This is a genomic window from Clostridium zeae (assembly GCF_017312485.1).
In the GTDB taxonomy this organism is placed as follows: domain Bacteria; phylum Bacillota; class Clostridia; order Clostridiales; family Clostridiaceae; genus Clostridium_AR; species Clostridium_AR zeae.
Genome location: NZ_BMBA01000001.1, coordinates 613,946 through 627,217, shown reverse-complemented (window position 1 = coordinate 627,217; position 13,272 = coordinate 613,946). Strand labels below are relative to the sequence as shown.

Annotated in this window: 9 protein-coding genes and 1 riboswitch; of the genes, 8 read left to right on the top strand and 1 reads right to left on the bottom strand. The window is 32.2% G+C overall.

Features of this window, described 5'->3' with window-relative positions:
* Positions 1-77: 77 nt before the first annotated feature.
* On the top strand, positions 78-515 hold the full coding sequence (locus tag J3477_RS02885; protein ID WP_206868067.1) for a MarR family winged helix-turn-helix transcriptional regulator: 438 nt from the start codon (positions 78-80) through the stop codon (positions 513-515).
* A gap of 48 nt (positions 516-563) precedes the next feature.
* Here J3477_RS02885 and J3477_RS02880 read toward each other — a convergent pair whose 3' ends face one another.
* Complete coding sequence (locus J3477_RS02880; RefSeq protein ID WP_206868066.1) at positions 564-1,370, bottom strand: nitroreductase family protein; 807 nt, start codon at positions 1,368-1,370, stop codon at positions 564-566.
* A 525-nt stretch (positions 1,371-1,895) separates the two neighbouring features.
* A riboswitch (cyclic di-GMP riboswitch) is annotated at positions 1,896-1,979 on the top strand.
* 114 nt (positions 1,980-2,093) lie between these two features.
* Between J3477_RS02880 and J3477_RS02875 the strand changes: the two genes are divergently transcribed.
* From J3477_RS02875 to J3477_RS02845, 7 genes are all read left to right on the top strand, one after another.
* Entirely contained in the window at positions 2,094-4,694 is a 2,601-nt protein-coding gene (locus J3477_RS02875) for a leucine-rich repeat domain-containing protein (protein ID WP_206868065.1), read from the top strand.
* 501 nt (positions 4,695-5,195) lie between these two features.
* Positions 5,196-7,403: a multicopper oxidase family protein gene (locus tag J3477_RS02870; protein ID WP_206868064.1), complete on the top strand. Its 2,208-nt coding sequence runs from the start codon at positions 5,196-5,198 to the stop codon at positions 7,401-7,403.
* A gap of 563 nt (positions 7,404-7,966) precedes the next feature.
* The gene (locus tag J3477_RS02865; RefSeq protein ID WP_206868063.1) at positions 7,967-8,935 is read left to right on the top strand and encodes a mannose/fructose/sorbose PTS transporter subunit IIA; all 969 of its coding nucleotides are present in this window, start codon (positions 7,967-7,969) and stop codon (positions 8,933-8,935) included.
* A 51-nt stretch (positions 8,936-8,986) separates the two neighbouring features.
* Positions 8,987-9,793: a PTS mannose/fructose/sorbose transporter subunit IIC gene (locus J3477_RS02860; RefSeq protein WP_206868062.1), complete on the top strand. Its 807-nt coding sequence runs from the start codon at positions 8,987-8,989 to the stop codon at positions 9,791-9,793.
* A 17-nt stretch (positions 9,794-9,810) separates the two neighbouring features.
* On the top strand, positions 9,811-10,722 hold the full coding sequence (locus tag J3477_RS02855; RefSeq protein WP_206868061.1) for a PTS system mannose/fructose/sorbose family transporter subunit IID: 912 nt from the start codon (positions 9,811-9,813) through the stop codon (positions 10,720-10,722).
* 199 nt (positions 10,723-10,921) lie between these two features.
* Positions 10,922-11,296: a DUF956 family protein gene (locus J3477_RS02850; protein WP_206868060.1), complete on the top strand. Its 375-nt coding sequence runs from the start codon at positions 10,922-10,924 to the stop codon at positions 11,294-11,296.
* A 507-nt stretch (positions 11,297-11,803) separates the two neighbouring features.
* Complete coding sequence (locus J3477_RS02845) at positions 11,804-13,222, top strand: VanZ family protein (protein WP_206868059.1); 1,419 nt, start codon at positions 11,804-11,806, stop codon at positions 13,220-13,222.
* Positions 13,223-13,272: the final 50 nt, after the last annotated feature.

Sequence of the window (13,272 nt, the reverse complement as noted above, 5' to 3'; positions counted from 1 at the left end):
TGAGCTTAGAAAACTTGACATTAATAACAAAGCAGGCTTATTATATGTATATGCATATGATAGGAGGAATTTTACGTATGTTTACTGAAGAGAGAAGAGAAAAAGTAAAAGAGTGCGCTTGCAGAAATTTAAGAATGACAACTAGAGTAACAACTCTGTATTATGATAAAGCCTTTCAACCAATTGGATTAAAGTCAACACAATTTGCTTTGTTAGCAGACATTGCATCTCGTGAGTCTAGTACAATAGGAGAATTGTCAGAAATATTATTAATGGATCAGACAACCGTAACTCGTAGTATTGAGGTTTTAAGAAAGAACGGATTCATAGAGGTAAGAGCTGCAGAGGATGATGCAAGAAAGAGATGTATATCTATAACAGAAAGTGGAACTGCTAAGTTAAGGGAAGCAATACCTTTATGGCAAGAAGCTCAAAATAATATTGTAGAGGCCATAGGTGAGGAAAAATATAATGATTTTTTAAATACCTTAGCCCAAATACAGAGCTTTGTATAAAGAAGGAAAGAAAGCTTGAGTACATAAAGTATTCAAGCTTTCTTTAGTTTATTTTTCATAAAATGCTACATCAAGAGCATTTCTAGTTGTTAATCTATTAAATGAATGTTTAGGGTGACCTACCATAACAACTCCAGTGATTTTCTTTCCTTCTGGTACTTTAAAAACTTCAAGTATAGGGGAATCATCGCTTAAGGCACAACATTCGAATACTCCAGCCCAGCATGACCCAAGACCAAGTGAAGGGGCAAAAAGCTCAAGATATGTTAGAGATAGTATGGAATTTTCTCTTCCTTTAAAAAAGTTTTTGTCTGATATAGCTAAAATAATGCTTGGAGTATCTCTTAAAATAGTATCTACGCCACTTTGATTAAATTCATTTAACATACCAGCAAAGGCTTTACTATATACAGGGTGGTTTTGAAGCCAATCAGCAGAAACCTTTGCAGCATTCTTTATTACTTCCTTATCATCAACAATTACAAATGACACTCCTTGAAGATTGCTTGCAGTTGGAGCGTAGTGTGCTATATCCACTAGCTTTAATAAATCTTCTCTAGATACACTTTTATCCTTAAAGCTACGGATAGATCTACGAGATCTTATAAAGTTTTCAGCTTCTTCTGCAGATAGTTTTGGAGCATCTTTTATGCTAATCTGATCTGACAGTGGTGTTTTCTTATTATCAATAGCTTCCTTAGGACAAACAGCCACACAATGTCCACAGGCTAAACATGCATCTGGGTTAATTTCTTTAGGACCATTTTCCTCCATCTTTATTACGTTTGTAGGACATTCCTTTACACACATTCCACACTTAATGCATTTTTCTTGATTTAAAGTTATTAGACTCATTGTAATATACTCCTCATTTATAAAATTTTTTATTGTTAACTTATATTGATGTGTAACTTGGTAATTGTGCTTGTAATTTTATAATCCTTTTACCGGAACCCGTTGGAGTTTTGAAAATAGGTTTCGGATATTTATTGTTGATCTGTACATATTTAAAAGCTACAGTCTCTAAAATACATGTATATGCATATATATGTGTAAAAAAATATTATTAATAGCTTGTTTTAATTACATAATGCGTATTTATACAAAAATAAGATAGGCAAATTATAAAATTAAAATCTTATCTTTAAATTGTGTAAGGTTAGATTAAAAATATATATGCATATACATATATTAATATACAAAGATTGCCTTGTCAATAAGATGAACAGTTATAGAAAATTTATCTGAATCATTTTGATAGCTTTTACAATTCGTAAAGTTATTAAAGTAGATATAGTTCCATTATTACATCCAAATAACTAATTATTGTACTATTTGATTTATTGTAATATTTATAATATAATTAAAATAACAATTAAAAAAACTCAAAGGCAAACTTGTCGAAAGATAAGGACGCAAAGCTACGGGTCTAAGGTTTAATGCTATGATAGCCGAGTTGCATTAATATATTATTTTGCTAAAGCATTAATTTAGAATGACTCGAGCTGTGTTCCTTTGAGGAGCACAGCTTTAATTCGTTATTAAAGAATTTAAAAATGGAGGTCAAGAGAAAAAATTATGAAAAAAAAGGTGTTAAATTTTTTATTAATCAGCGTTGTTATTGTAGGACTAGTAAATGGTGGTACAACTTATAAAGCCTATGCTCAAATTCAGAACCTAGATAATAACTCTAGCAGTACAAACACTGATCCGCCACCAACAGAGACATTACCCTCAGATCCAACACAAGCATCTTTTCCGATTTCAATATACAATGGTGAGACTGATATTATCTTCAATGCTGGACATTGGGGAAATATAACTGCATCAATTTCTCAGGAAGGAGTTGGTGGTTCAAACTGTATAAAGTATTCTAATTTAGAAAACAATATATATTCACCAGGTCCTGACATAATATTTTCAAGTCCAAAAGATATTAGTAATATGGTTGATTCGGACAGGCTTCATTTAATCATGGATATAGGGACTGTACCGACCTCTCAGCCTGTAAGGATTATTTTTAATGGGGATCCATCTTTAAATGTTGTCACTCCTAATTTGAATAAAACATCAGTATTTGAAGAATTAAATCTGGATATATCAAATATACGTGCAAAACTTGGAGGGAAAATTACAAAGATGTCCTTTGAAGGTGCTGGGCCTAATGGCTGGCAGAGCGTAAAGAATTTGTATGTAAATGAAATAAGTATTGTAAGATCTACAGGATCAACACCACTTCCAGTAATTGCACCAGTACAACCTTCGCAGCCAGTATCTAATTCATTACCGATTTCTATATATCATGATGAATCAAACATCTACTTCAACCCTGCACAGTGGGGGAATATAACTGGAGAGGTTGCTAATGAAGGTGTTGGAGGTACGAATTGTATTAAATATTCTAATTTGATGAATAATGTATATGCACCAAGCCCAGAAGCAGTTTTTGCTAGTCCTATAAATATAATTGGCATGACGAATTCGGACAAGCTTCAATTAAGCATCAGTTTAGGAAATACAAGTCCTGCTCAAGCTATAAGGGTAATATTTAATGGGGATCCATCCTTAAATATTGTTACACCTAAAATAGATACAAGCTTAGGCTTTCAAACTTTAAATCTTGATATATCAAGTATAAGACAAAGTCTTGGTGGGCAGATTGCTCAGATGTCCTTCGAGAGTGCTGGGCCTAATGGATGGAATAATGTAAGCGATTTATACGTAGATGAAATAAGCATTGTTAGTGGTAGCTTAAATGATGAAATAAATGTACAGCCTTCTTCGGAGGTAACATCAACAGTGCCTAAAAGTTCAGCAATAATATTGAATTCTTCAATTAAAGTTAATGAATTTGCAGTTCAAGGAATTACAAACGAAAATAGTAAAATAGCTAATGTAACAGTGACTGCACAAAATAATCCTATAGTAACTTTTAAGAGTAAAGCATTAGAATCGGTAATTAGAACTGCATTAGGAAAGCCTTTAGGAAATTTGTATAAAAGTGATGTGGAAAAAATTACTTCGTTAAAAGCACAACAAAAAAATATACTAGATTTAAGTGGAATCGAAAATTTGACTAATTTACAAGCTCTTGATTTAAATAAGAATTTAATTAGTGATATAAGCGCATTAAAAAATTTGAAAAATTTAAAGAATCTAAATTTATACAATAATAAAATCAAAGATATAAATGCGTTAAAAGGTTTAACAAATTTACAGTCACTTAATTTAGGGTACAATAAAATCAGCGATATAAGTGCTTTGAAGGGATTAGTAAATTTACAGTCTCTAGATTTAAATAATTATTATCATGTTAGTAACTACATCAGTGATATAAGTGCCTTGAAAGGGTTAGTAAATTTACAGTACCTTTATTTATCAAATACTAAAACCAGTGATATAAGTGCATTAAAAGGATTAACTAAATTGAAGAATCTTTATTTAGATAATTATCAATTCTGTGATATAAGTGTGTTAAAGGGATTAACAAATTTACAGACACTTTATTTGCATGATAATAAAATTATAGATATAAGTGCGTTGAAGGGGTTAGTTAATTTACAATATCTTTATTTATCTAATGCTCCAATTAAAGATATAAGTGTATTAAAAGGATTAACAAATTTACAGTATCTTTATTTATCTAATGCTCAAATCAGTGATATAAGTGCCTTGAAAGGGTTAACTAAATTACAGACACTGTATTTAGATAATAATAAAATAAAAGATGTAAGCACCTTGGCTGGATTAACTAAATTACAGACCCTTTATTTAGATGATAATGGAGTTAAAGATATAAGTGCCCTGAAGGGATTAACTAATCTGCAGTCGCTCCATTTATCAAATAATCAAATTAGTGATATGGGTACATTGAAAGGATTAACAAAATTACAAGCTCTTTATTTAAATAATACTAAAATTAAAGATGTAACTAGCTTGAAGGGATTAACAAAATTACAAACACTTTACTTAAATCAGAATCAAATTAGTGATATAAGTACATTGAAGGGATTAACAACGTTACAGTACCTTTACTTAGCTAATGCTAAAGTTAGTGATATAAGCGCATTAAAAGGACTATCTGGGTTACATACACTTGATTTAAGACAGAATCAAATTAGTAATGATAATAAATCATCATTATCAAAAGCAATATCTAAATGTAAAATGTTTTTCTAAATCTGTTTGCTCAAGAAAAAAATAATTAAAGAATTAGAAGGCGGATTAAATGGTGAGTATATAAGTTTAATCTCTATATAAAGATTACTTATTCCTAATATGGAGGATTTTACTTAATATGCTTCGCCTCTACCATGAAACCCCACGAAAATCTAGAATTTGGATTTTCGTGGGGTATTTTAATTTTAATATATAACTTAAACAGGTCCGAGTTTAGTAGGTTACCGAAGAAGCGAATCATAAATAAGTGAGGCTTTTCAATACGTTAAACCACTAACTAATGGATCTTATGTAAACTTTTATTGCAATACAAGAAAAATGTAACCGTAGGATTTAACAATCATATATTATACTGACAGGATTATAACCCTGTAAGAGTAAAAGAATTATCAGGTAAAGTTATATGTTCTTATGCTACAGAAATGAACAAGCATAGTAAAAATATAACAGAACTATAAGCAAATATCCTTTTGTAATTATATAAAAAAGGAGAACACAGATATGGTAAAACCATTGGACCCAAACTCTATTCCTAAATATGTAAGTGAATTGTTTATTCCTCCAGTATATAAGCCTGTAATTGTAAAAGATCCTGTTACAGGTAAGGAGATAAGTTATAATTACACTATCAGTATGATTCAATTTAAGCAGCAGATTCTTCCAAATATTTTCCCTAAGACAACTGTCTGGGGGTATGAAAGTAATGTTGAGGATACAAGTACAGGTAAAATTCGTTGCTTTCGTAGTTCGCCAGGCCCTACTTTTAAGGCAGTCAGAGGGATTCCAAGCAATGTACAGTGGATAAATAATATTACTGAACCGAATCAATTTGCAGTGGATCCCACTTTACATTGGGCGAATCCAAATAATATGCCAACACCAACACCACCATTTTTGCCTTTTCCACCAGGATATTCTTTAGCACAGAGTCCAGTTCCTCTTGTTACGCACTTGCATGGCGGAGAAGTTCAATCTGATTCTGATGGCGGTCCGGATACTTGGTTTACCGCTGGGGAGGAAAAAACGGGACCAGAATTTTCAAAGAGTCGGTATACCTATCCGAACAAGCAAGAGCCAACTACACTTTGGTATCATGACCATGCCTTGGGAACTACACGTCTTGATGTTTATGCTGGTCTAGCAGGATTCTATTTAATAGAAGATCCAAATAATAAAATATCTCCGCTTCTTCCAAAAGGTCCATATGATATTCCGCTTGCAATTCAAGATCGTTCATTCAATGAAGATGGTTCATTATTATTTCCAAGTAATGGTGTAAGTCCTAATGTTCATCCTTATTGGAGGCCAGCGTTTGTGGGTAATACTATTATGGTCAATGGAAGGGTATGGCCTAATTTAGATGTAGAGCGTAGACAATATAGATTTAGGCTTTTAAACGGATCTAATAACAGAACCTACAACTTTAAGCTTTCAAATAATCAGAACTTCATTCAGATTGGCTCTGATGGAGGCTTTCTTCCTTTTCCTGTAACGTTAACTGAACTATTACTCTCACCAGGAGAACGTGCCGACATTTTAATAGATTTTTCTATGTTAAAGCCTAAAACAACTGTTATTCTCAATAATAATGCTAAAACTCCTTATCCTAATGGTAATGCACCAGATCCAAATACTGTAGGACAAATTATGCAGTTTACTGTCCTTGATACACCTGTTGTTTTACCAACTAAGCTTCCGGATGAATTGAATAAAATACCTATATTGACCCCGGATGTACCAAAGAAGATTTTAACTTTGAATGTAGTTGGCCAAGCAACTGCTCCAACTGAATTATTATTAGATGGACAGATGTGGGAGGCTCCAATTTCAGAATTACCAATAGTTGGATCGACAGTAGAATGGGAGCTTGTTAACCTTACAAATGGTGCACATCCTATCCATGTGCACTTAATACAATTTCAAATTGAAAATCGTCAGAACTTCGACAATGCAAAATATAGTCAAGAGTGGATTAAACTTAATGGGGAGACACCTCTTATGCATCCAACAATTTCACTGCCTGTAGAACCTTTCTTAATAGGTAATCCTATTGACCCTGCTTTAAATGAGCGTGGATGGAAAGATACTGTCATAGCATTGCCAGGAAAAGTTACTAGAATTAAACTTCGATTTGCACCACAAGATGCAAATTCTAAAATAGTTAAGCCAGGGGTTAATTTATTTTCATTTGATCCTACTTCAGGTCCTGGATATGTGTGGCATTGTCATATCATAGATCATGAGGATAATGAAATGATGAGACCGCTTAAGGTTATCTCCTGTCCTAGCGTTGTAGCCAACCCTCAGACTTGTTCTCAGGTTATGGTAGAAGGAAGTACCCAATTAGTTCCTCCTGCACTGAAAGATGCTCCTATTATTCACAATAATATTGTTTATGCAAATATTGAAGCTGTGTGCCCTGAGAATGTTGTTATCAGTGGTTTTGTCCGTAGAACTATCAAATATACAGCTGCTTTAGATAATGGATTTGAGCAAGAAAAAGAGATCATAGATGATACTCCTTTCCAAAGTTTAATTTATAGGGAGGATGCTAACGAAGGCGATGAATTCAGCATTACTGGCGTAACAGTATTATGCGAAGTTTTTGCTCATACTAGAAATTTTGGAACACAGCCTCTTACTGGTAAGCAAGTAGCTTATAATTTTGCAGAAAAAGATATTATAAAAATTTGTATCAGAAAAAATTGAAAATAAAAATGACTTCATAGCTTTAGACTGCTGATAAATATATTTTGTCAGCAGTTTTTTACTGTATAGAAAATTATTGAATTTTTAAATATCAAAACTGGTAGAAATATTACTGTAAATGGCTTTAATTCTGGGTTTATGAAACCACCGACCTGTGCTTATGGTTTTGCGTAAAGTAGGTGGAATTTTAACGTAGAAGAATAAAGAAATAAAAAAAATAGAAAAAATTTAAAAAAATATGTTGAAACATATAAAGAATGATGTTATTATGGAAACGTACTCAAGAGAGAAACATTTAGATATGTCTTCTAAGTAGAGTACGATAAAAATTAATATTCGACATGTTACTGATTCGATTAGGCATGAGCGTACTTAAATAAAATTATTTAATATTGGTTTGTTAAATCATATAGTTTATACTTTTATAACGTTATTATTTATTCTTAATGATTAAATTTTGTGTATAAACTGTGTGAGAAAACAACAACCTATATTATAGATTTTATTTTGATGCTCATGCTTTTTGTATTTGTAACAAATATATAATTAGGAGGTATAAAAAAATGGTAGGAATTATTCTTGCTAGTCACGGTGAATTTGCTCAAGGCATATTACAATCTGGTTCAATGATTTTCGGAGAACAAGAAAACGTTAAAGCTATTGCATTAATGCCAAGCCAAGGACCTGATGACCTTAAAGCAAAAATGAAAGAAGCAATCGCATCCTTTGACAACCAAGATGAGGTTTTATTCTTAGTTGACCTTTGGGGCGGTACACCATTCAATCAAGCAAATGCTCTATTTGAAGAACACAAAGACAAATGGGCAATTGTAGCTGGTTTAAATCTACCAATGTTGATTGAAGCATATGGTGCAAGACTTTCTATGGAATCTGCACACGAGATTGCATCTTTCATCTTAACATCAGCTAAAGAAGGAATTAAGGTTAAGCCAGAAGCATTAGAACCTGTAACTGCTAAACCTGCTTCAGTTCAACAATCTAACGCAGGTGCACCAGGGAAATTTGAGTATGTTCTAGCTAGAATTGACTCACGTTTACTTCATGGTCAAGTAGCAACTGCTTGGACAAAGGCTATGAACCCTACAAGAATTATTGTAGTGTCAGATGATGTATCTAGAGATAAACTTCGTAAGAACTTAATAACACAAGCTGCTCCTCCAGGAGTAAAGGCTCATGTTATTCCAGTGGATCACATGATTAAACTTGCAAAAGATGACCAACATTTTGGAGGTCAACGTGCAATGTTACTGTTCGAAAATCCACAAGATGTTCTTAGAGCAGTAGAAGGTGGAGTAGCTTTGAAGACAATAAACGTTGGTTCAATGGCTCACTCTATAGGTAAAGTTCAACCAAGTAAAGTACTTGCTTTCAATCAGCAAGATATCGATACATTCAATAAGCTTAAAAAAGCTGGATTAAATTTCGATGTTCGTAAAGTACCAAATGATTCAAAGGGAAATATGGATGAAATACTTAAAAAAGCACAAGACGAGTTAGCTAAAGTTAAATAATTTAATTATTTAAGTAGTCTAATTTATTTAGAAAAAGGAGGTTTAATAATCGTGACTTTAAATATAATTCAAATAATATTAGTCATTATTGTAGCATTTCTAGCTGGTGTAGAAGGTATATTGGATGAATTCCAATTCCATCAACCATTAGTTGCTTGTACATTAATCGGATTAGTTACTGGTAACTTATTACCTTGCTTAATCCTAGGTGGTACTCTTCAAATGATAGCCTTAGGTTGGGCAAACATAGGTGCTGCCGTAGCACCAGATGCTGCATTAGCATCTGTTGCATCTGCAATAATTCTTGTTCTTGGTGGTCAAGGTAAAGAAGGAGTTGCTTCAGCTATAGCTATAGCTGTTCCTCTAGCAGTTGCAGGTTTATTATTAACAATTATTTGTCGTACTATTGCTACAGCATTCGTACATTTCATGGATTCAGCTGCTAAAGAAGGAAATCTTGGCGCTGTTGAATTTTGGCAAATAGCTGCTATATGTTTACAAGGTGTACGTATTGCAATACCTGCAGCTTTAATATTAGCAATTGGTGCTGATCCAATACGTTCATTACTTGCTTCTATGCCTGGTTGGTTAACTGGTGGTTTAGCAATCGGTGGTGGAATGGTAGTAGCTGTTGGTTATGCAATGGTAATCAACATGATGGCTACAAAAGAAGTATGGCCATTCTTTGCAGTAGGTTTTGTACTTGCAACTGTTTCACAAATCACACTTATCGGATTAGGTGCATTAGGAGTAGCTTTAGCTCTTGTTTACCTAGTACTTAGCAAACAAGGTGGTTCTGGCAACGGTGGAAATTCAAATACTGGTGACCCAATCGGGGATCTTATAGATAGATACTAAGAAGGGAGTGTACGAAAATGTCAAAAGAATTAAAATTAAGTAAAAGCGATCGTATTTCTGTTTGGTTCCGTTCATTTTTCCTTCAAGGTTCTTGGAACTATGAAAGAATGCAAAACGGTGGATGGGCATATGCCATGATTCCGGCAATCAAAAAATTATATAAGACTAAAGAAGAAAGAGCTGCTGCATTAGAACGTCACTTAGAATTCTTCAACACTCATCCATATGTAGCTTCACCAGTTATTGGTGTAACTTTAGCGTTAGAAGAAGAACGTGCAAATGGTGCACCTATAGATGATGTAACTATTCAAGGTGTTAAAATAGGTATGATGGGGCCTTTAGCTGGTATCGGAGATCCAGTTTTCTGGTTCACTGTAAGACCAATATTAGGAGCATTAGGTGCTTCACTTGCTATCAGCGGTAATGTACTTGGACCAATAATATTCTTCGTAGCATGGAATATTATCCGTATGGCATTTATGTGGTATACACAAGAGTTTGGTTTCAAAGCTGGATCTCGTATCAGCGACGATTTATCAGGTGGTTTATTACAAGATATAACAAAGGGAGCATCTATCCTTGGTATGTTCATACTAGGATCATTAGTTAACAGATGGGTATCTGTTAGATTTGCACCAGTAGTATCATCTGTTAAATTAAGTGATGGTGCTTTCATAGCTTGGGATAAACTTCCTGCTGGAGCTCAAGGTATCCAACAAGCACTTTTACAACAATCATCTGGTATGGCATTAACTGATACTAAGGTTACAACATTACAAGGTAACTTAGATTCATTAATCCCAGGACTTGCTGGATTAATAATCACACTTATCTGTATGTGGTTACTTAAGAAGAAAGTATCTCCAATTGTTATCATCCTTGGATTATTCGCAATTGGTATAGTTTTCCACTTAATCGGCTTAATGTAATATTTTTAACTAGCCTAGGCTTTTTAGCCTGGGCTTTTGTTAACATATAAAGTAGAATAAAAAAACAATTTTTACAAAAATAAAAAATGAATTGGGAAATATATGTTGTTTTTTATTTGCTTTAGACTACTTGATAGAAATATGTGAAGAATATATAATAACAATAAATGTGTGTATAAGTAGAAAAGAGGTATATCCGATGGTTCAATCACTCAATACAAAGGTGGATTTAGTAATTGATGCAACAGCTTTTACGGGTTTATCAGATTATGGTAAGCTTATGATTGGCGATAAAGGCTTTGAGTTTTATAATTCCCGTGATGCTCACAAATTTATTCAAATTCCTTGGGAAGAGGTTGACTATGTAATCGCCTCAATTATGTTCAAAGGAAAATGGATTCCAAGATATGCAATCAAAACAAAGAAAAATGGTACATATACTTTTGCTTCTAAAGATGCAAAAAAAGTACTTCGTGCTATTCGAGTTTATGTTGATCCAAATCGTATGGTTTCTTCGCTAAGTTTCTTTGATGTGGTGAAACGATCAGTAAAATCAATTTTAAAAAAAGACTAGGTTAGTATTTTTATTAATCTAGTTTTTTCGCATTGTGGAATTGTTAAGAATTTAAAATAAGTTATAAACTGTTCCATCAATAAACCCATCGACTAAAATGTCGAGGGGTTTATTTGTTTATGAAGAAAACTGCAAGAATTATTAATGTTTAAGTTAATGAAACTATATGATAATATTTTGAAGGTAATAGGGAAATAAAATCTTTGAAGTTTTCCTATAATATTAAAAGTAAAAGAAATTTATGGAATACGAGCGTTGAATTATTAAAACTAAAAAATTGAAATAATATTGAACTTAGATTAAAGATAATTTGTAAACTTCATGGGAACAGTTCAAAGTCTGGTTATAAATTAAAGTATAACAAATAGATGCATAAAATGTATTTTATATACAGTATTTATTGCGTATGTTAATATATGTTATGTAGCATTTGTTATAAATAGAAAATATTTGGAAGTTACTAAATTAAAGTTAAGAAAATAGTGTGAAAAGAAAGGAGATAATAAGATGAGAATTTCAGCAATTATAAGAATAGCAAAAGAATACCTTTTATTAGGTGCAGTAGGAATGATTTTATTGTCCATTATGTTAAGTATTGGATATTTTGTTATATATAAAAAAATTTTAAAAGGAAAAAAGACCATAAGAGTAAGACAAGCTGTATTGTATTCCTTTCTTTTAATTTACATCATTATAGTATTTGGAGCTACAGTTGGAATAAGAATGCCAAGTAATAGCAGTGCTAATATGCATTTATTCAGTTCTTACATAGAAGCTTGGAATAGTTTTTCAAAAGTAGAATGGAGGAACATAATACTAAATATATTAATGTTTGTGCCACTAGGCTTCATGCTACCTATCATTTTTAGAAGGTGCAGAAAATGGTATGTCACTTACTTTATAGGATTCTTATCTACAGTTGTGATTGAAATTATTCAACTTATAACTGGAAGAGGAATTTTTGAGTTAGATGATATTTTTAACAATGCTTTAGGATGCATGATAGGATATGGAATTGTAATGATTTTTATATTATTCTTAAAGTATAAAAAAGAGCAATCAAATTTAATTGGCAAGAAAAAAATTTTAAAAAATAAGGCTTTAGCCATTTGTAGTATGCAAATACCACTATGTATTACTATTATAGTTTTTAGTAGTATATTTATAAGCTACTCTAAACAGGAATTAGGAAATCTAAGTGTTGCATGTAGCTATAGTCAGAATATGTCTAATACAAACATAAGTACGAAGATAAAATTTAAAGATTCACGAAATAGAGCGTATGTTTATAAGGCAGTGGTTGGAACAAAAGAAGATACGTTGAAAATTGCCAATAAAATTTTAAGCGCGGTAAATGATAAGGTAGATGAATCACTTAATGATGTTTATGATGAGACAATAATATATAAATCTGGAGATGAAAAACATTCAGTATGGGTACGTTATACTGGATTAACAGTAAGATATAATGAGTTTACTCAATTTGCTTCTTCTGGTTTAGGCGGATTAAAATATGACGAAATAAAGCAAATATTAGAAAGTTTCCCTATTACCTTACCGGAAAAAGCTGATTTTAGTGATAAGGGTAGTGGAAGGTATGAAATATCAGTAAATATGGCTAATATGGGAGATAGTATTCTTAATGGCAAATTAACATGTAATATTAATGCTAATAAAGGTGTATCAAGTTTTGACAATGAAATTGTGTCGTATAGTAAGTATAAAGAATATGAAATTATATCAGAACAAGAAGCATATAATAAACTTTTAGAAGGAAAGTTCAACGCATATTCATTAAGTAATAAAATTGAAATAAAAGACATCAAGTTGACTTACAAGGTAGATAGTAAAGGGTTCTATCAGCCTGTTTATGAATTTATTTTACAAGATGAAAATATGGGAAGTATATTTATACCAGCATTATAACTATAATGAAGGAACTATCCAATAGTCAGGACTTTAAATGATTTGAGTAA

Coding starts and splice junctions, on each gene's coding strand:
- J3477_RS02870 (WP_206868064.1), top strand. CDS start 5,196: ATGGTAAAACCATTGGACCCAAACTCTATTCCTAAATATGTAAGTGAA.
- J3477_RS02880 (WP_206868066.1), bottom strand. CDS start 1,370: ATGAGTCTAATAACTTTAAATCAAGAAAAATGCATTAAGTGTGGAATG.
- J3477_RS02885 (WP_206868067.1), top strand. CDS start 78: ATGTTTACTGAAGAGAGAAGAGAAAAAGTAAAAGAGTGCGCTTGCAGA.
- J3477_RS02875 (WP_206868065.1), top strand. CDS start 2,094: ATGAAAAAAAAGGTGTTAAATTTTTTATTAATCAGCGTTGTTATTGTA.
- J3477_RS02850 (WP_206868060.1), top strand. CDS start 10,922: ATGGTTCAATCACTCAATACAAAGGTGGATTTAGTAATTGATGCAACA.
- J3477_RS02845 (WP_206868059.1), top strand. CDS start 11,804: ATGAGAATTTCAGCAATTATAAGAATAGCAAAAGAATACCTTTTATTA.
- J3477_RS02855 (WP_206868061.1), top strand. CDS start 9,811: ATGTCAAAAGAATTAAAATTAAGTAAAAGCGATCGTATTTCTGTTTGG.
- J3477_RS02865 (WP_206868063.1), top strand. CDS start 7,967: ATGGTAGGAATTATTCTTGCTAGTCACGGTGAATTTGCTCAAGGCATA.